Source organism: Brevibacterium sp. ZH18 (assembly GCF_022748595.1).
In the GTDB taxonomy this organism is placed as follows: Bacteria; Actinomycetota; Actinomycetes; order Actinomycetales; family Brevibacteriaceae; genus Brevibacterium.
Genome location: NZ_JALDSX010000008.1, coordinates 65,526 through 84,632, shown reverse-complemented (window position 1 = coordinate 84,632; position 19,107 = coordinate 65,526). Strand labels below are relative to the sequence as shown.

Annotated in this window: 17 protein-coding genes; 12 read left to right on the top strand and 5 right to left on the bottom strand. The window is 63.7% G+C overall.

Features of this window, described 5'->3' with window-relative positions; translation table 11 throughout:
- The first annotated feature begins 73 nt into the window (after positions 1-73).
- The gene (locus tag MPN20_RS05200) at positions 74-1,618 is read left to right on the top strand and encodes an AMP-binding protein (protein ID WP_242780213.1); all 1,545 of its coding nucleotides are present in this window, start codon (positions 74-76) and stop codon (positions 1,616-1,618) included.
- Positions 1,619-1,654: 36 nt separating this feature from the next.
- Here MPN20_RS05200 and MPN20_RS05195 read toward each other — a convergent pair whose 3' ends face one another.
- Both MPN20_RS05195 and MPN20_RS05190 read right to left on the bottom strand, forming a co-directional pair.
- Positions 1,655-2,827, bottom strand: a complete 1,173-nt coding sequence (locus tag MPN20_RS05195) for a YbfB/YjiJ family MFS transporter (protein WP_242780211.1) — start codon at positions 2,825-2,827, stop codon at positions 1,655-1,657.
- A gap of 203 nt (positions 2,828-3,030) precedes the next feature.
- Entirely contained in the window at positions 3,031-4,401 is a 1,371-nt protein-coding gene (locus MPN20_RS05190) for a cation:dicarboxylase symporter family transporter (protein WP_242780209.1), read from the bottom strand.
- A 163-nt stretch (positions 4,402-4,564) separates the two neighbouring features.
- Here MPN20_RS05190 and MPN20_RS05185 point away from each other — a divergent pair, with 163 nt between their 5' ends.
- From MPN20_RS05185 to MPN20_RS05165, 5 genes are all read left to right on the top strand, one after another.
- Positions 4,565-5,002 carry a hypothetical protein gene (locus MPN20_RS05185; RefSeq protein ID WP_242780207.1) on the top strand — a complete coding sequence of 146 codons (438 nt, stop codon included), beginning with the start codon at positions 4,565-4,567 and terminating at the stop codon, positions 5,000-5,002.
- 64 nt (positions 5,003-5,066) lie between these two features.
- Positions 5,067-6,842 carry a sensor histidine kinase gene (locus MPN20_RS05180; protein ID WP_242780205.1) on the top strand — a complete coding sequence of 592 codons (1,776 nt, stop codon included), beginning with the start codon at positions 5,067-5,069 and terminating at the stop codon, positions 6,840-6,842.
- Positions 6,829-7,539 (top strand): response regulator, encoded by a 711-nt coding sequence (locus tag MPN20_RS05175; protein ID WP_242780203.1) that lies wholly within the window; start codon positions 6,829-6,831, stop codon positions 7,537-7,539. The genes MPN20_RS05180 and MPN20_RS05175 overlap by 14 nt, the downstream gene beginning before the upstream one ends.
- A gap of 71 nt (positions 7,540-7,610) precedes the next feature.
- A complete protein-coding gene (locus MPN20_RS05170) occupies positions 7,611-8,150 on the top strand; it encodes a type IV toxin-antitoxin system AbiEi family antitoxin domain-containing protein (RefSeq protein ID WP_242780201.1) in 540 nt (179 codons plus the stop codon).
- Positions 8,147-9,064 carry a nucleotidyl transferase AbiEii/AbiGii toxin family protein gene (locus MPN20_RS05165; RefSeq protein WP_242780199.1) on the top strand — a complete coding sequence of 306 codons (918 nt, stop codon included), beginning with the start codon at positions 8,147-8,149 and terminating at the stop codon, positions 9,062-9,064. Before MPN20_RS05170 ends, MPN20_RS05165 begins: the two co-directional genes overlap by 4 nt.
- Positions 9,065-9,129: 65 nt before the next feature.
- On the opposite strand, the gene MPN20_RS05160 is transcribed toward MPN20_RS05165, so the two are convergent.
- Entirely contained in the window at positions 9,130-10,665 is a 1,536-nt protein-coding gene (locus MPN20_RS05160) for an AMP-binding protein (protein ID WP_242780197.1), read from the bottom strand.
- A gap of 158 nt (positions 10,666-10,823) precedes the next feature.
- Between MPN20_RS05160 and MPN20_RS05155 the strand changes: the two genes are divergently transcribed.
- The gene (locus MPN20_RS05155; RefSeq protein WP_242780195.1) at positions 10,824-11,633 is read left to right on the top strand and encodes an SDR family oxidoreductase; all 810 of its coding nucleotides are present in this window, start codon (positions 10,824-10,826) and stop codon (positions 11,631-11,633) included.
- 89 nt (positions 11,634-11,722) lie between these two features.
- On the opposite strand, the gene MPN20_RS05150 is transcribed toward MPN20_RS05155, so the two are convergent.
- Both MPN20_RS05150 and MPN20_RS05145 read right to left on the bottom strand, forming a co-directional pair.
- The gene (locus MPN20_RS05150) at positions 11,723-13,117 is read right to left on the bottom strand and encodes an MFS transporter (RefSeq protein ID WP_242780193.1); all 1,395 of its coding nucleotides are present in this window, start codon (positions 13,115-13,117) and stop codon (positions 11,723-11,725) included.
- Between the two features lie 100 nt (positions 13,118-13,217).
- On the bottom strand, positions 13,218-14,177 hold the full coding sequence (locus MPN20_RS05145; RefSeq protein WP_242780191.1) for a phosphotriesterase-related protein: 960 nt from the start codon (positions 14,175-14,177) through the stop codon (positions 13,218-13,220).
- 179 nt (positions 14,178-14,356) lie between these two features.
- Here MPN20_RS05145 and MPN20_RS05140 point away from each other — a divergent pair, with 179 nt between their 5' ends.
- From MPN20_RS05140 to MPN20_RS05120, 5 genes are all read left to right on the top strand, one after another.
- Positions 14,357-14,836 (top strand): MaoC family dehydratase, encoded by a 480-nt coding sequence (locus MPN20_RS05140; RefSeq protein WP_242780189.1) that lies wholly within the window; start codon positions 14,357-14,359, stop codon positions 14,834-14,836.
- Positions 14,837-14,944: 108 nt separating this feature from the next.
- Positions 14,945-15,727, top strand: a complete 783-nt coding sequence (locus MPN20_RS05135) for an SDR family oxidoreductase (RefSeq protein ID WP_242780187.1) — start codon at positions 14,945-14,947, stop codon at positions 15,725-15,727.
- 29 nt (positions 15,728-15,756) lie between these two features.
- A complete protein-coding gene (locus MPN20_RS05130; protein WP_242780185.1) occupies positions 15,757-16,734 on the top strand; it encodes an NADPH:quinone oxidoreductase family protein in 978 nt (325 codons plus the stop codon).
- A gap of 122 nt (positions 16,735-16,856) precedes the next feature.
- Positions 16,857-18,080 (top strand): acyl-CoA dehydrogenase family protein, encoded by a 1,224-nt coding sequence (locus MPN20_RS05125; RefSeq protein ID WP_242780183.1) that lies wholly within the window; start codon positions 16,857-16,859, stop codon positions 18,078-18,080.
- On the top strand, positions 18,077-19,102 hold the full coding sequence (locus MPN20_RS05120) for a phosphotransferase family protein (RefSeq protein WP_242780181.1): 1,026 nt from the start codon (positions 18,077-18,079) through the stop codon (positions 19,100-19,102). Before MPN20_RS05125 ends, MPN20_RS05120 begins: the two co-directional genes overlap by 4 nt.
- Positions 19,103-19,107 lie beyond the last annotated feature (5 nt).

Sequence of the window (19,107 nt, the reverse complement as noted above, 5' to 3'; positions counted from 1 at the left end):
ACCGGCATCACGATGGTGCGCTACGCTGACAGCAGCATCAGGAACTGATCAATCGTTCGAAGAAGGGCGGTCAATGATGACCCCGGAAGAAGAGTTGGCTGCGAGCAGACGACTGCACTGGATGAGCATTCTCGAACTGCACGCGATCTCCCGCGGCGATCAGGATGCGCTCGTCGGTGAGGAACGGCGACTGACCTGGCGAGATGTACGCAACCAAGTGAGAGCCGTTTCCGCCGAGCTGCAGAGCCGTGGAGTGAACGTCGGAGACCGGGTCTTCATCCTCTCCCTCAACAGCGTCGAGTACGTCATCGCGTTGCTGGCGATCAACACTGTCGGTGCAATCGCCTGCCCGCTCAACAGTCGCTCCGTTCCCGCCGAGCTCGACTACTTTGCCGCCGATTCCGGCGCAGTTTTCGGCTTCGTCGACGACCTGGGCGCGGCCGTGCGCGAGCGCAGCGGGATCGCCAGCGAGGTCTCCGTCATCTGCTTTGGCGAGGAGTTCCAGGCGATCGCGGAATCCGGGGCCCAACCGGAGGCCGTCGACGTCGCAGAGACCAACGATGCGTTCATCATCTACACCTCAGGCACCACCTCGGCGCCGAAGGGTGTGCTGCTCACGCACATGAACATGATCTCCCAAGCACTGAACACGACACGGACGGCGCCGCCGGGAGCTCCGTCCGACTGCAACATGGTCGTCGTCCCGCTCTTCCACATCGCCGGCCTCGCATTCCTGTACCCCTGCTTCCTCAATGGGGTCAAGGTCGTCATCGCACCACCGAAGGCGCTGGCGTCGATGGAGTCGCTCGCCGATCTGCTCGAGACCGAACGGGTAACCAACCTCTTTCTCGTGCCCACCCTGTGGCAGGCCCTGTGCTCGACACCAGGTGTGCGCGAGCGAGACCTCAAGCTCAAGGGGCTATCCTGGGGTGCTTCGCCGGCGAGCCGGGAGACCCTCCAGCTCATGGCAGACACCTTCCCCGATGCTCACATCAGCGCAGCCTTCGGGCAGACCGAGATGTCACCGACGACCTGCTCCCTGCCTGGCGAGGACTCTGTGCGGAAGATGGGGTCCGTCGGGCGTCCCATCGGGTTGGTCGCGGCGCGAATCGTCGACCCGCTCGGCGAGGATGTGAGGCCGGGGGAGACGGGCGAGATCGTCTACCGGGGCCCCGGGCTGATGAAGGAGTATTGGAACAAGCCCGAGCAGACCGCGCAGGCTACGGACGGTGGCTGGTTTCACTCCGGGGACCTCGTGCGCGAAGACGAGGAGGGGTTCGTCTTCGTCGTCGACCGGGCCAAGGACATCATCATCTCCGGCGGAGAGAACATCTCCTCTGTCGAGGTCGAACATGCTGTGGCCGCGCATCCCAAGGTTGCCGATGCCAGCGTCATCGGCATGCCGCATCCAAAATGGGTCGAGACCCCGGTGGTGTTCGTCGTCTCGTCCGACCCTGCCGATCCGCCGGTGCTTGAGGAAATCCGCGACTTCCTCACCGACCGGATCGCCTCGTTCAAGAAGCCGACTCGGCTCGAAGTCGTCGCCGAGCTGCCGCGCAACGCCTCGGGCAAACTGCAGAAGCACAAGCTGCGGGAGGACTTCGCAGCCAACGAGTGATGCGACGGTTCACGGAGGACTGGGGCCGCCTCGGCGCTATTGTTCGCTGTGGCCGACCAGCACACCGATCAGGCTCAGCACCATGGCGAGGATCAGGGCGATCGCGGCGGCGATGAAGCTGCCGACGATGGTCCCGCTCAACGCAACGGCCACCAGCGCGGGACCGGCGATCTGGCCGAGGCTGTACCAGGTCGTCAGCTTCGCCGACGCCGAGGTGATGCCCATGCGCGTGCCTTCGCCGATGGTCATCATGACCGCACCGATGAAGGTCCCGCCGAACAGCGCAGCCGAGATGAAGAGGAAGACCGGATTGGTGCCGAAGACGGCGAGTATCGCCCCGCCGACCTGCAACGTGTAGCACACGGCAAGACCCCGGTGGGTGCCGATCCGGGCCACGATGTACGACCAGATCAACGGTGAGGCAGCCGTCGCGATGCCGGCGACGACCCATGTCGATGCGGCGGCGCTCTGGCCGAAGACCGGTTTGGCCAGCACCACCAGGTAGGTGCCGATGATGATGTAGCCGAAACCTTGGAAGAAGTAGCCGGTCGTCAGGATCGCCATGGCTCGACGTCGGGCAGGAGTCTCGACCGTGGCTGTTTGCGTGCTGCCGGCCGGTGCCTCGGCGGATTGGGCGTCGGTTTCGCCGCGGCCAGGCATGGGCCAGGTCCAGGCGATGACGGTGAAGACAGCGCTGAGGAACGCGCAGATGAGCCAGAGTCCGTGCCAATCGATGAAGCTGCTGGCGGCCAGGACGATGGCCCCGGAGACGAGGATCCCGGTGCCCACGCCGGCATAGACAATGCCGGAGTCGAGTGGCCGGCGGGCCACGAATGGGATGCGCTGGGTGATGCAGACGAAGATCAGCCCCGAGGCGATCCCCGCAAGGGTGCGCACCGACCCTTGCCAGATGAGGTTCTCGCTCAACGGAATGGCGACCAGGCACAGAGTAGAGACGATCAGGCTGGCCCGGTAGACAAGGCGGTCTGGCTCAACCCAGCCGCGAGCAACGACTAGGCAGCCGATGAAATACCCCACGTAGTTCAGGGTCGCGATCCATGCCCCCGGCGCCGAACCCCAGTGCAGCGCCGCCACCATCAGGGGCAGAACAGGGGTGTAGAAGAACCTGCCCATCCCCATGGCCAGCGCCAGTCCGAGCGTGCCGCGGAAGGCGGTGGGGTTGATGGTGCTGCCGGCGGTGGAGCCCACGGTCCTGCCTCCTCTGTGCGGATCTTCATTTATGCGTCGTGCGGGTCGGTCACTGGACGGGAAGCCGTCCCACAGGGAACGATGCCACGAAAACGCTACGCCCGCCTCGGCGGGATTGGAAATGAAACAACGCGGGCGCCGATACTCCCGAAATTGGGGGAGTATCGGCACCCGCGTTGAGGATGGCCTTGCTCAGGTGGGGATCAGGCGTTGGTGGAGACCTTGGCCTTCTCGCTCTGATCGTCCCAAGCTCCGGGAGCCGGGGCGCCGTGAGCGTCGGGCTCAAGTGAGAGCTCATCGAACGGGCTGGAGCCGTTGAGCGCGGCCCGTGCCTGGTCGATGTCGATCTCGTGGGTCCACTTGCCGATGAGCAGGGTGGCCACGGCGTTGCCGGTGAAGTTCGTCAGAGCACGGCACTCGGACATGAACTTGTCGATGCCGACGATGACGCCCATGCCGTCGAGGAGTTCGGGGCGGTGTGACTGCAGGCCTGCTGCCAGCGTTGCCAGTCCCGCACCGGAGACACCGGCGGCACCCTTCGAGGCGATGATCATGAACACCAGCAGCGAGATCTGCTCGCCCAGGCTCATCGGCATGCCCATCGCGGTGGAGACGAACAGGGAAGCCATGGTCAGGTAGATCGCGGTGCCGTCGAGGTTGAACGAATACCCGGTCGGGACGGTGATGCCCACGACGGGCTTCGAGACTCCGGCATGCTCCATCTTCGCGATCAGGCGCGGCAGAGCCGACTCCGAGGACGAGGTGGAGAAGATGAGCAGGAACTCACGGGCCAGGTACTTCAGCAGCAGGAAGATGTTGAGGCCGGTGACGATCTTGAGGATGGAGCCCAAGACGATGACGATGAACAGAGCGCAGGTGAGGTAGAAGGCGCCCATGAGGGTCGCCATCGCACCGATCGCGGCCCAACCGGTCTTGCCGACGACCGCGGCGATCGCACCGAAGGCACCGACGGGGGCGGCCCACATGATCATCATCATGAGCTTGAAGACGACGGCCTGGATGTGGCGGATGCCCTTGAGGACCGGTTCGCCGGCCTTGCCCATCGACTGCAGGGCGAATCCGACGAGGAGGGCGAGGACCAGGGTCGGCAGGACCGCGATGTCACCGGGGATGAGGCTCATGAGGAAGTCAACGGTTCCGTTGGATTCCCCGCCGGCGGCCGCTTCGTAGGGTTCGAGCTTGAGGCCCTCACCCGGGTGGATGAGGTTGCCGACGACGAGGCCGATGACCAGGGCGAAGGTGGCCATGATGAGGAAGTAGATCAAAGCGATGCCGCCGACTTTGCCCACGGTGGCCGCCTTGGCCACGGAGCCGACGCCGAGGACGATGGTGCAGAAGATGATCGGGGCGATGATCATCTTGATGAGTGCGATGAAGGCCTTGCCCAACGGTTCGAGCGCCTTACCGGCTTCGGGGGCGATGAGTCCGATGGCGGCACCGGCGAACACGGCGATGATGACCATGATGTAGAGCCAGTGCGTACGGTCCTTCTTGCGCTGGGGCGGGGTGGGATCCGCCTCGGCTACGGTGTTGTCTGATGGCAACGTTGCCATGTCTCCTCCTTGAGTGGTGGTGCTCGCGACATCGGGCCGCGAAGAATTTCTCCATGAGCATTCCAGAGACTGTGACGGCTGTCTCGGTTGCGTTCATAGTGTTCATGGCCGCGATCACATCGTCGACTATTGTGGGGCTGTACGACATCACGAAACGAAGGGAATGCTCATGAGACTCGATACAGCACTTCTGCGCGCCGTTCCCGGTGCGTTCATCCTCAACTCCGGCATCGGCAAACTCGGCCTCGATGAGGAATCCGCCGCCGGCCTGCAGCAGATGGCTGCCAATGGTGTCCCGTTCGTTGAAGAGATGACTCCCGCCCAGTTCGGGAAGTTCTTGTCCTACGGTGAGATCGCCGTCGGTGCCGCACTGCTGCTGCCCTTCGTGCCCACCCGCATCGCCGGAGCCGCGCTGACGACGTTCGCCTCCGGACTCGTCGCGAACTACTTCGCCATCGACTCCATGACTAAGGACGACGGCATCCGCCCCTCCGAGGACGGCACTGCCGTGGCCAAGGACACCTGGCTGGCCGCAATCGGGCTGGCCCTGATGTTCACGACCGGAGACAAGAAAAAGAAGACCAAGAAGAACAAGAAGTAGGCGTCGCAGTAGTCATCGACGACATCGACGACATCGACGACATCGTCGAAGGAGCAGTTGGAGAGTGAATGCATCCGGGCCGCGAGTCCGTACCCGGCACCGGCGGCGCAGCGGTACCTTGGCCCGGCGGCTCTTCTTCATGCAGCTGGCGCTCATCGTCATCGTCTGCACGGCACTGTCCATCACCAGCTACGTCTCGACGCTGGCCTCCGCCCGGGCGTCGACGGCGGAGCGGGTGCTCTCCATCGCCGAGACCCTGGCCCATGACCCCTTCGTCATCGAATCCGTCGAGGGCTCGGGTTCTGATGCCTCGGCGAAGCTGCAGCCCTATGCGCTGACCGTGATCTCCACTGCCGATGTCGACTTCGTGACGATTATGGACCGCGACCGCACCCGCTACACGCACCCGGATCCTCAGCAGCTGGGCAAGCACTATATCGGCAGCATCGACCAGGCCCTGTCCGGTGAGAGCCAGGTCGAGGAGTATGAGGGCACGCTGGGGGAGTCCGTACGCGCGATCGTGCCCGTCACGGACTCATCCGGCGAGGTCACGGCCATGGTCGCGGTCGGGGTGACGCTGAAGACCCTGTCGGTGGCCCGGGCTGCCGCACTGCCGCAGATCATCATCGTCGGCCTCGCCGCGATCGCCCTGGGCGGGCTCGGCTCCTGGCTCCTCAGCCGCTATCTGCGCCGAGTCACCCTCGGCTACGGGCCCGAGCAGCTGAAGTCCCTGTTCGCGTTCTACGACTCCGCGCTGCATTCGCTGCGCGAGGGCCTCATCCTCGTTGACGATGACGGGCAGTTGGTCCTGTACAACGATGAGGCCGCCGAGCTGCTGGGTCTGCCCGAGCCCGATGATCGCGATCCGATTCCCCTCGCCGAGGTGGCCCTGCCCTCGTCCGTGTCATCCCTGTTGTCCTCCGGTCGGGACGCCGTCGACGAGATCCACCTGACCCGTGACCGGGTGCTGGTGGTCAACCAGAAGCAGGCGAGCCAACCGGATCGTGGCGGTTCGGTGCGCGGTGACGACGGGCAGCCTCGGCGGGGTGGCCTTCTGCGGAACGGGCGCGAGAGCGACGGGGCCAGCGGAACCGTGGCGACCCTGCGCGATCGCACGGACATTCAGGAACTCACCGGTGAGCTCGAGACGATGCGGACCCTGTCCGAGGCGCTGCGGGCCCAGACCCACGAGCATTCGAACCGTCTGCACACGGTAGCGACACTGATAGAGCTGGGGCGCACGCGGGAGGCCTTGGACTTCGCGGTGCACGACCGGCAGGAGTCACAGCGGCTGACCGATTCCTTCGTCGACTCCCTCGACGAACCCTTCATCACCGCACTCATGATCGGCAAGGCCGCTCAGGCCAACGAGCGCGGCATCGAACTCACCGTCACCGCCACGGGTGAGCTGCCACCTGCCAGCCTCGACGCACGTGATCTTGTGACCGTGGCCGGCAACCTCCTCGACAACGCCTTCGACGCGGCGGTGGAGTCCGAGGAAAGGCACGTCTGGGCCGACTTCGTGGCCGCCGATGGTGAGCTCATCATCACGATCGCGGACTCGGGTCCGGGCATCGAGAGCACGGAGATCGACGCGATCTTCCACCTCGGCGCCTCCGACAAGGCGGCGGCACCGCGGACCGGAGGACGCGGATTCGGGTTGGTTCTCGTCAAGCAGGCCGTGGCGAGACTCGGTGGGGAACTGGACGTCGAATCCGATGGGGGAGCGATCTTCACGGTGACGCTGCCACTGACGGAGGACAACCTCGGTGAGGGTGTCGATGTTGTGGTGGAAGACGATTCCGGGCGCGGAGGGGAGGGTGACGATGACCGGCAATGATGCCGAGCTGCGGGTGCTCATCGTCGAAGACGATCCGATGACCGCCGAGGCGCACGGGGACTATGTCCGCAAGGTCCCCGGCTTCACCGTCGCGGCCATCTGCCTCAGCGGACACGAGGCGCTGGCCCGCTATGATGCACTGGCGGCTGCGGGCACCCCGGTCGACATCGTGCTGCTCGACATGAACCTCACCGACTCCCACGGTCTCGACGTGGCCAAGCGCATGAACACGCGCGGTCACGGGGCCGACATCATCGCGATCACCGCAGTGCGCCACCTGCAGGTCATCAGGTCCGCGATCTCGACGGGGATCACGCAGTACCTCATCAAACCGTTCACCTTCGCCGCCTTCCGCGAGAAGCTGGAGAACCAGCGGGCGTTCCGGCTCAATCTCACCGGGGCTGGTGCTGGCTCCTTGGCGACTCAGGCCTCTGTCGACAATGCGCTCAGCGCATTGCGTTCGGTGTCCTCGGAACGACTGCCGAAGGGCCTCATCGAGGAAACGCTGGCCGCGATCTCTGGGGTCGTGCGGGATGCTGACTCCGCTGTGTCGGCCACCGAGGTCGCGACGGCATTGGATCTCTCACGCGTGACGGTGCGCCGGTATCTGGAGCACCTGGTCAAGACCAAACAGGCGGTCAAGCAGCCGCGGCATGGGACTCCGGGGCGCCCGGAGTACGAGTATCGGTGGGTTTGATTTAGCCTCCCGAAACTGTCAAAAACGTACCGAAACTGGTACGCTTTTGACATAAGGAGAGAGGCGGAGTCATGGGCTATCGACACGATCTGTGGGAGATCGCTGCAGAACAGCACGGTGTTGTCACGATCACCGAGGCTGAGGACGCGGGGGTGCCCGCTGTCGAGGTGCGCAAGCTTGCCCACCGCGGCGCACTGCAGGCTTATGGCAAGGGCGTGTACATCCACCGTAGTGTGCCCACGACGGATCTGACCGAGCCGGCGGCGGCGGTGGCGCTGGCTGGTGACGGAGCATTCCTTGAGCGGGAGACTGTGCTCGATCTGCTGGGCCTGGGGCAGTTCAATCCGCTCCGCATCCGGGTGGCGACCCGTCGCCGAGTGCGCAGGGCTCTTCCTGAGTGGGTTGACCTCGAGACGCGGACGGATGTCTCTGACGAGGACCTGACACGTTACGAAGGCATCCCCGCGACCACTGTTCGTCGCGCTCTCCTCGACGTGCGTGACAGGATGCCACCGGAGCGGTGGAAAACGCTGGTCGAACAGGCACGTCGGCGCGAGATGATCGACAACCACGACGTCGCGAATCTGACAGGTCAACAGGACGCTGCATGAACACCGCGACACCGCCTCTGAACTTGGCGCAGTTGAACACCCGGGTGGAAGAGGCTGCTCGAGACCTTGGGGTGCCTGCGAATCGCGTGCGTAGAATGCTCTGCACGCTCATCGTGTCCCAAATGCTGCCTGGCGCCGTCGCCATCAAGGGTGGCATGGGCGTAAAGCTGCGCATGGGGGAGAGCGGGACACGAGCCACAGCCGACCTTGACGTCTCCACGCTACGGCGGGGTAAAGAGTTTGAAGAGGCGTTCCGGGCAGGTCTGGCACCGGGCTGGGGCACGGTGCCAGCGACCAAGGGCGCACGCAAAAAAGATCCTGACGCGCCGGATCGCGTGGCGTTTACTGCGGACTTGAAGTCTCGGCCGCTGCACGACCCCGGGCTTGCTCAGCCTCAGTACGTGATGCACCCCTACCGGGTCACATTGTCATTTCTCGGCAGGGAATGGGGCGGTCTCGATGTGGAGGTATCCGATCCTGAGATCGAGCCGCATGCTCATGCCCGTCGCCAGATCGATAGCGAGCTCATTGAGCTGACTAATCGATTTGGCTTCGGTGCGCTACAGCCGGTGGAGCTGATCGAGCTGGAGTACCAGATCGCGCAGAAGATCCACGCCTTGACGGACCCCGACTACTCCCGTGCCCATGACCTGGTGGATCTGCAGCTGCTGTGGGCTGCTGATCCTGATCTGGACTCCGTGCGAGAGTTCTGTGTGCGCACATTCGACTTCCGACGCGCGCAGGAGTGGCCTCCGCTGCCGGTACGCCCGATGGACGGCGGGGAGCCCGCATACCAACTTTCCCGTGAAGAGACAGAGATCGATGGTGACTCACCGGTGCTGGCAGATATAGATTCGGCGCGAGAGTGGTTCAAGCAGATAATCACGTCCATCAATGCACCTGCAACGACGTGAAAGCACGAATATGGTCGGTGGATGTCAGCTTGCCTTCCGGCATTGCTGCCTCGGCACCCGCATCGTCATGAAGTCTGCGTGTACATCCGCACGATCTCGCGCTTGAGGATCTTGCCGCTGGGTCCCTTGGGTAGCTCCTCGACGAATTCGATGATCCGCGGAATCTTGTAGGCAGCGAGGTTCTCCCTGGCGAATCTATCTACCTCTGCCGCGTCGAGGTGGGCGCCGGGGGACAGGGCGATGACTGCGGTCACCTGCTGTCCATACTTCTCATCCGGGGTTCCGACCACGCTGGCCTGAGCGACTCCTGGAATCTCGTAGAGCACCTCTTCGACTTCGCGTGGGTACACGTTGTACCCGCCGTGGATGATGAGGTCCTTGATTCGGTCGACGATGAAGAGGTACCCGTCGTCATCCAACTTGCCCAGATCTCCCGTGCGGAACCAGCCGTCATCATCGAGCACCTCGGCGGTGGCCTCGGGTTTCTTCCAATACCCGAGCATGACTGCCGGACCGCGCAAGACCACTTCACCGACCTCACCGGCAGGCAGCGATGCACCATCAGGGTCGATGACCTTGACCTGAAAGCCTGGTGTGGACGGGCCGACGCTTCCGACCTTCCTCGTCCCGAACAGCGGATTGAACGTTCCCAGCCCGGCCGTCTCCGTCAGCCCGTACCCTTCTGCCACGGGGGCAGAGAAACGCGCTTCGACCTTGCGGATGACCTCTCCGGCGATCGCCGCACCGCCGGAGCTCACGAGGCGCAGGTTCGGCGTGGCAGCCCCATCGGCATTCGTCAGCACCGACATCCACATGGTGGGTACGCCCGAGATGATGGAGATCTCGTCCTCGGTGAGGGCGTCGACGAAGGCCTGCGGGTCCCACCGGGGAAAGAGGGTGAGAGGTGCGCCCGCGCTCAGCGCGGGCAGTGCCATGTCGGCAAGTCCGAAGACATGGAACAGCGGCAGACCGGTCGCGGACCGGTCATCCGGGGAAGTCTGAGTCATCTCTTTGACGATGTCCGTCGTCGCGATGAAATTGCCCAACGACAGCATGGCGCCCTTCGGCTTGCCGGTGGTGCCGGACGTGTAGAGCAGAGCGGCAAGATCATCCCACTCGAACTCGACACGATCGAAGTCAGCGGCACCGCCATCTCCCAGCTGAAGAATCGGGCCCTCATTGCCGACCAACGGCAGGGTGTCGAAGCCGATGTCTTTCTCGCTTGCAGCGAGTCGTCCCGCCTCCGCCATGGCCGGATGGGCCACGAGGCGACGGGCTTCTGAGTCCTCGAGGATGTACATGAGCTCTCGGGCCGTCGACAGCGGGTTGACGGCCACGACCGCCAGTCCGGCAGCATGGGCGCCGAGGAACTCGATGAGGAACTCCGGGCAGGACGGCGCGATGAGCACCGTCCGCTCACCCGGGTTCAGGCCCGCTGCGCGGTAGCGATCGCGGGCTGCCCCGATCTCTCCGAGGAAGCGCAGCTGGGTCAGCGAGACCCGGTCGGGACCAGGGGGAGTGCGCACAGCGATGGAATCGGGGATGGTTTCTGCCCAGGGGACAAGCAGATCGACGATTGACGTGCGCAGGGTCGCGGCCATGAAACTCCTTCGGTTCACGACGGTGCAGGTCCGAGCCCGCGCTGGGCCCGATGCCGATCATCGTCGATCTAGTTACTTGAAACTGAGTGCAGGTTCAACTATAGATGGATGTGGCCTCGCACACAATGAGGTGAGGCTATTTTGCGGAGAGGGAGACGATGGAACTCAAAGGACGGAACGCAGTAGTCACCGGCGCGGCCGGAGGGATCGGTGCCGCGATCGCAGCGGCACTCCATGAGCGCGGGGCGCGAGTGCTCCTCGCCGACCTCGCCGAGGAGGTTGCTGAGACCGCAGCGCAGCTAGGGCAGCCGCACTGGACGGGGGATGTCTCCTCGGCAGTCGGGGTGGCCGAGCTGGTGGACACGGCCGAGCGTGAACTGGGCCAGGTCGATCTCTACTTCGCCAATGCCGGGATCACCGGAGTCACCGGGCTCGGCGGCGACGAAGACTGGGACCGGATCATCGACGTCAACCTGCGTGCCCACATCCGCGCAGCCGAACGCCTTGTACCGACGTGGACGGCTCGTGGGGAAGGATATTTCGTCGCCACCGCCTCGGCGGCGGGACTGCTCACCCAGATCGGATCGGCAGGATACTCGGTGACCAAGCACGCCGCTCTCTCCTTCGCGGAATGGCTGTCCGTGACCTATGGCGATGAGGGGTTGCGCGTGTCCGTGCTGGCACCCATGGGCGTGAACACGAAGATCCTGTGGGGCGAGGATCCCGACGCGATCACCGGCACAGCCCTGACCGGTCAGCGTGCAGTCGCCGAGGCGGGCAATGTCCTCGAGCCGGCAGACGTCGCCACGACCGTGATGGCTGCCATCGAAGCCGAGACTTTCCTCATCCTGCCCCACCCCGAAGTCCTCGACATGTACCGCATGAAGGGATCGGACTACGATCGCTGGATCCGCGGCATGCGCCGCTACCAGGCGAAGCTGCAGGGCACCTCGACTTCAGGCCGCTGACGAAACGATTGAGCGGCAGGGAAAGTCCCTGCCGCTCAACGTGTGCTTGGATCCTCGAGTGGTTGTGAATCTTCAGACGGCTTTGACTCTCAGTCCGCGGAGCCTGCAACGCTGTTGGCATGCAGATGCTCGCCGGGAACAGCAGTTGGGGACTGCCTGACCGACTTCGGGTTGGTCTCCTTCAGCGCGACGGCACACCCGACCGTGAGAACCGCCATGGCACAAACGAAGAGAGTGATGCCCAGGGTTGAGCCGTCCATCTTCGCGATCAGCCAGGTCATCACGATGGGTGTCGAGCCCGACACGATGATCGCATTGAGCTGATAGGCCAAGGACACCGAGGAGAACCGGATCTGTGGTGCGAACAGCTCACCGAAATACGAGGCGACCGGGGCGTAGACGAGCGACTGGAACACTGCGGCAACGCTGACTGCGATCGTGAACATGGCCATGTTCGCTGCGTTGATGAGGGCGAAGTAGGGGAATGCCCAGATGAGAATCCCGACTCCGCCGATGATGATGACCGGTCGACGCCCGATCCTGTCGGCCAACTTGCCCCCGAGCAGAGTAACCGGGATCGCGACGACGGTGGAGAGCATGGCTGCAATGAGCATGCTGTTGTAATCCATGGCGAGGTACGTCGTGCCATAGGACAGGGCACCGGCGATCGTAATGTAGAAGACGCAGTTCGTGGCCGACAGCGTGCCGGAGGCGAGCAGGATCGTCTTCCAGTTCGACTTCACGGCCTGCCACAGCGGTGCACGCACGACGGCAGGTTTGTTCGACGAGACTTCGTGCTTGAGCGCTTCGAACTCCGGGGAGTCCTCGATCTTGAGCTGGATGTACATGACGACCGGTACGAGGAGTGCTGTGGCCCAGAACGGGACCCGCCATCCCCACGAGACGAAGGCTTCGTGGCTGATGGAAGTGGAGACGATGACGAAGACGAGGTTACCCAGCAAGGCTCCGCAGGGGACGCCCACCTGCATGAAGGAGCCCGAAAATGCCCGGTGCTTGGGTCCGGCCGACTCGCTGAGCAGGAGGGCAAGGCCACCCCACTGTGCCCCACAGGCGATGCCCTGGAGGAAGCGGCATGTCACGAGCAGGATCGGTGCGATGAGGCCGATGCTGCCGGTCGAGGGTAGGCAACCGATGGCGAACGTGAAGATCGCCATTCCCAGCAGAGAGATGACGACCATGGGTTTGCGGCCGAGCTTGTCGCCGTAGTTACCGGCGAGCAGTCCACCGATCGGACGGGCGATGAAGCCTGTGGCAAAGGTTGAGAACGACAGGAGTACACCGTTGATGCCTTCTGCGTCGGGAAAGAACACATGGGGGAAGACGAGTGCGGCGGCGGTGCCGTAGAGGAAGAAGTCGTACCACTCGATCGATGAGCCGACGAGTCCGGCCGCCCGCAGGCGTCCGTGCTTTTTGTCTCGGACCTTCGAATCGCTGCGACTGAGGCTGGTGGTGGAAGAGGGCATGCGGTGTCCTTTGTTCGTTGAAGACTGCTGAAGGGCGCTGCGTGTCCTTGGTTCTGTGTGTATCGAGGTGACTCGAAGTAGAGGTCACTCGAAGTAGCTGTCACTCGAAGTAGCGGCGCGGATTCTTCACCAGCATGGTGTCGATGTCGTCCTCGGTGACACCTCGCTCCAGCAGGGTCGGAATGACGTCATCTGAGATGTGCCGGAAGTGCCAGTTGGGCTGGATCTGCGTCTTCTCCTCCTGTGAGAGGTAGTCGATGTAGCACGAGGCGTCGTGGGCCAGAGTGATCTTCTCGGCGTAGCCACGACGGACGAGTTCGACGATCGTGTCGATGCGTTTGTCCGTCGGCAGGTACACGTCGAGGCCGAATCGGTCCATGCCCAAAAATGACCCATTGTCTGCCAGTTTCATCAGGTAGTCGAGGTCCGTCGAATCACCTGAATGGCCCATGACCACCTTGCTCAGATCCGCACCTTCTTCCTTGAGCACCTGCTGTGCGACGAGCCCGGATTCCGTGTGCGGATTGGTGTGCACGGTGATCGGGGCACCCGTCTGGGCGCTCGCCTGTCCGACCGCGCGCATGGCCCGCTCCACCCCAGTGGTCAGCCCCGGTGCCTCGATGGCGCATTTGAGGAACGCCGCCTTGACTCCGGTGCCCGCGATTCCGTCCTCTATGTCGCTGACGAACAGGCCGACTAGGGGCTCGGGCTCATCGATGAGGAGGCCGGGCCCGCGGACGTCGAAACGGTGCGGCAGATCGGTGTAGGTGTAGAGGCCGGTGGCCACGACGATGGTGAGGTCTGTCTGCTCGGCGACTTTCTGGACGCGCGGAATGAAGCGACCGAGCCCGACGACCGTGGGATCGAAGATCGTGTCGATTCCCGCATCCTTGAGGTCGTTGAGCTTGGTCACGGCGTCCGCGATCTTCTCTTCTTCGTCCCAGGTGGAGTCGTAGTTCTGGCGCATCTCTTCGCTGAGGACGAAGACGTGTTCGTGGACAAGGGTCTTGCCGAGGCGGCTGCTGTCGATGGTGCCGGTGACGGTCTGCACTTCTGCCATGGTGCTGCTCCTTCGCATACGTAGCTCGGCCGTGTGGTCGGCGCCGATGCCACTTGAAGTGATGCGGCTCACACGGTTAGTCTTACGTTATCGAATATGAAGTCAATTTCAAGTTCGGCTTCTCATTTCTCCGCTTTGCGCTCGCCTGTACCGCGCTGCGCCCCACCGAAAGGCAGACAATGACCACTCCCATTCGTCCCACCTCGATCTCCGATCTCGAAGGACTCGTCGGCCAGGAGCTCGGCCCGACCGGCTGGCACGTGCTGGTCCAGGACGACATCAACTCCTTTGCCGACCTGACGAACGATCATCAGTGGATCCATGTCGACGAGGAGCGGGCGGCGGCAGGCCCCTTCGCCGGAACGATCGGGCACGGCCTGTTCACGCTCTCGCTCGGACCGGCATTCATGGAAGAGCTGATGGCTTTCGACGGCTTCGCTCACAGCCTTAACTACGGGTACGGGAAGGTGCGATTCCCGAATCCCCGGCCGGTGGGATCGCGAGTTCGCATGCGCGCCACCGTCACCGAGGTGGAACGACGTAAGACCGGATCCGCGCAGATCACGACGACCCAGGTCTTCGAGGCCGAGGGAATCGAGAAGCCCGTCTGCGTCGCAGAATCCATCGGATTCTTCACCGAACACGGCGCCGAGGTCTGACCTGCGGATGCCCACCCCGCACTATTGAAGTTGACATCGGGTTCAACTATGGTCGAGGGACAGACACTGAGTCGCAGACGACTCGACGAATCAAACGAAGGAAGCCGCATGAACATGTCAACACTGTTCGATCTGGAAGGACGCTGCGCCCTCATCACCGGGGGTTCGCGCGGCATCGGCCGAATGATCGCAGAAGGGTTCGTCCAGCTGGGCGTGCGCGTCTACATCACGGCCCGCAAGGCCGAGGAATGCGATGCGGCAGCAGCCGAGATGTCTCAGCAGGGAACCTGCACCTCCATTCCGGGTGACATCTCAACGCCGGAGGGACTCGAATCTGTCGTCTCCCGCCTCCGCGAACACGAATCGAGCCTGGATATCCTCGTCAACAACGCTGGAGCCGCGTGGGGAGCACCCTTCGACGAGTTCCCGGAACACGGCTGGGACAAGGTCATGGACCTCAACCTCAAGGCATTGTTCTTCCTCACCCAGAAACTCTCACCCGACCTGCGCGCAGCCGCTGCCGGGGGAGACCACCTGGCCAAGGTCATCAATGTCGCCTCCATCGACGGCATCAGGACGAATCCGAACGAGACGTACAGCTACCACGCGAGCAAGGCCGGAGTCATCCACCTGACCAAGCGCCTGGCGGCCAGGCTCGCACCCGACGGCGTGATCGTCAGCGCAATCGCACCCGGAGCATTCCCCTCACGGATGAACAAGGATGCCCGTGATCACGGTGATGAAGTCCAGCAGCGCATCCCGGCAGGCCGGATCGGCACCCCCGAGGACATGGCCGGCGCCGCAGCCTACCTCGCCTCGCGGGCCGGTGACTATGTCGTCGGCGACACCATCGTCGTCGATGGCGGCGTCGTCGCATCAACAGGCATCTAGAACGAAGTGAACAAGGAAGAGCAGACATCATGAAGGCAGTACAGCTGAGCGCAACCGACGGGCCGAGTTCGCTCGGACTTGCAGACGTCGACACCCCCACCGCCGAACCGGGCACCGTGCTCATCGACGTCGCCTATGCAGGCGTGACGTTCCCCGAACTGCTGCAGTCGCGCGGGCAATATCAGATGCAGCCACCGCTGCCCTACACGATGGGCTCTGAGGTCGCCGGAACAGTGCGCGAACTGGGTGAGGGAGTCGCCGGCTTCGCTGTCGGTGACCGTGTCGTCGGTGTTGCCGGCACCGGAGCCTATGCCGAAGTCATGGCGGTCCCTGCTGGCAGCGTTCTTCCGCTGCCGGAGTCGGTGACTCTGCGCTCCGGGGCCGGGATGCCGATGAACCTGCTGACGGCGGACTTCGCTCTGCGTGTGCGTGGGAAACTTCAAGCAGGACAGAGCGTCCTCATCCACGGTGCTGCCGGCGGCCTCGGCAGTGCCCTGGTGCAGGTCGCGCTCGCCTACGGTGCGGAAGTCATCGCCGTCGTCTCCACTCAGGAGAAGGCGGACACGGTGGCCAACCTCGGCGCTCAGCATGTGGTCTTCGCCGATGGTTTCAAAGACGCCGTGAAAGAGATCTTCCCGCGCGGAGTCGACCTGGTCGCAGATCCCGTCGGTGGAGATCGCTTCACGGATTCTCTGCGGTGCCTGTCGACGTTCGGCACGCTCCTGGTCCTCGGTTTCACCGCGGGCCAGATTCCGGAAGTCAAGGTCAATCGACTGCTGCTCAACAACGTTTCTGTGGCAGGCGTGGGCTGGGGTGCCGCAGTAGCAGGCCGACCCGAAATGGTGGCCGAGCAGTGGAAGTCCCTGTGGCCCCACCTGTCTGCCGGAGCCCTCGATCCCGCGATCCACACCGTCCTGCCATTGGCACAGGCCGGTGAAGCACTCGAGATCATCGACTCCCGCTCAGTTCGCGGCAAAGTCCTCCTCGAAGTCAGCGGCGAAGCTTAGAAACAGCCCCGCCGACGAGGTGAGCATCCGCCCCAGCGCGGCAATCGCCCGATGAGGCTCAGCATTTCCCCCTATTCAAGAATTTCGCAGTACCGAAGAGAACCGCAGAGAAAGCAGACATCATGGATTTCGCACCCGACGAGAAGACTGTCGAATACCAAACCAAACTCAACGCCTTCATGGACGAATTCGTCTACCCGGCAGAGTCCGTCTACCACCAGCAGCGGGCGGAGTCCGGGGAGCCGAACTTCCACCCGCCGATCCTCGAGGACCTCAAGCGGGAGGCGAAATCTCAGGGACTGTGGAACCTGTTCCTGCCCTACGAAGGGTGGGGTGCGGGACTGACGAACCTGCAGTACGCCCACCTTGCAGAGATCACGGGCCGCAGCGCGGAGATCGCGCCCGAGGCCATCAACTGCAATGCCCCGGACACGGGAAACATGGAGGTGCTCACCCTCTTCGGCACCGAGGAGCACAAAGAGAAGTGGCTCAAGCCGCTCTTGGCCGGTGAGATCGCCTCAGCCTTCTGCATGACAGAACCAGCGGTCGCCAGCTCCGACGCGACGAACATCGAAATGAGCATCGTTGCCGACGGGGATGACTACGTGCTCAACGGGCGGAAGTGGTTCGCGTCGAATGCGCTGCACGCCAACTGCAAGGTCTTCATCGTGATGGGCAAGACCGATCCGAGTGCTGAAACCCACCGTCAGCAGTCGATGCTGGTCGTGCCCAAGGACACTCCCGGAATCACCATTGTCCGCGGACTGCCCGTGTTCGGATACATGGACCGCGAAGGCCACGCCGAGATCCTCTTCGAGGACGTTCGGGTGCCGAAGACCGCGCTGCTCTCCGGGGAGGGCGAAGGATTCGCCATCAGCCAGGCACGCTTGGGCCCGGGCCGCATCCACCACTGCATGCGCTCGATCGGCATGGCCGAACGGGCCCTCGATCTGCTCATCGATCGTGCGCAGCAGCGAGTCACCTTCGGGGTGCCTCTGTCGGAGCGTTCGAACATCCAGGATTGGATCGCCGAGGCGCGCATCGAGATCGAAGCCACCCGCCTCCTCGTGCTCAAAGCGGCATGGATGATGGACACCGTGGGCAACCGGAAAGCAGCGACCGAGATCGCTGCCATCAAGGTCAAGGCTCCCCAGATGGCGCTGACGATCATCGACCGGGCCATCCAGGTCCACGGCGGCGGCGGAGTCACCGATGACTTCCCGCTGGCGAGCTTCTACGCCCACCAGCGCACGCTGCGCCTGGCAGACGGACCCGACGAGGTCCACAAGCGCTCGATCGCCAGGCGGGAACTGCGCCGACGGAAGACCGCTCGGGAATCCGGATGAGTGTCGAACTCGACCTGCAGGCGCTTGCCGTCTGGATGCGAGAGGCAGGGGAGCCAGTTGTCGGAGCCCTGAGCGGGACTCGGGTCGGTCAGGGGCAGTCGAATCTCACCTACCGCATCGACGACGAAGCCGGGCAGTCCTGGATTGCCCGGCGGCCCCCGCTGGGCAAGCTTCTCGCCTCGGCGCATGACGTGGCACGCGAGTACAGGATCATGGCGGCTCTGCAGGGAACGGGAGTCCCGGTTCCGGCCACCATCGGTGTGTGCACGGAACCGGCCGTCGCCGATGTTCCCGTCTTCCTCATGGCACATGTCGAGGGCACGGTCGTCGATGATGAGGAGAGCGCCCATTCGCTCTCCCCAGATGTGCGCCGCAGCCTCGGCCTCGAGCTCGCGCGGACGCTTGCGAAGATCCACGCAGTCGACATCGATGCTGTGGGACTGGGTGACCTGGCCTCCCGGAAACCCTACGCGCCGAGGCAGCTCAAACGGTGGAGTCGACAGTTGGAGGACAGCCGAACTCAGGACCGACCCGACCTCGATGCCCTCACCGAGCTGCTGCGAAACAATCAGCCGGAAACGGATGAGATCGCGCTGGTCCACGGTGACTTCCACATCCGCAACGTCATCATCGACGAGGGCACAGGTGAGATCCGTGCCGTCCTCGACTGGGAGCTCTCGACCCTGGGCGATCCGCTGGCCGACACGGGCAGCGCACTCGCCTATTGGACGCAAGCAGGTGAGATGCCAGGCGGAATGTTCGCGGCGTCCACATTGGACGGATTTCCCACACGGGCGGAGATCGCCGAGGAATATCTGCGTGCCTCGGGGCGCAGCGGGCAGAGTCTGGGATTCTGGCATCTGCTGGGAGTGTGGAAGGTCGCCATCATCGCCGAGGGCGTCTATCGCAGGGTTCTCGACAACCCGGAGAACGCTGCCGGAGTCACCCTCACCCCGGAGAATATCCAGGCCGTGATCGACCACGGGTGGGACGTCGCCCGGGAGAACGGGTTGGCACCATGAGGGTG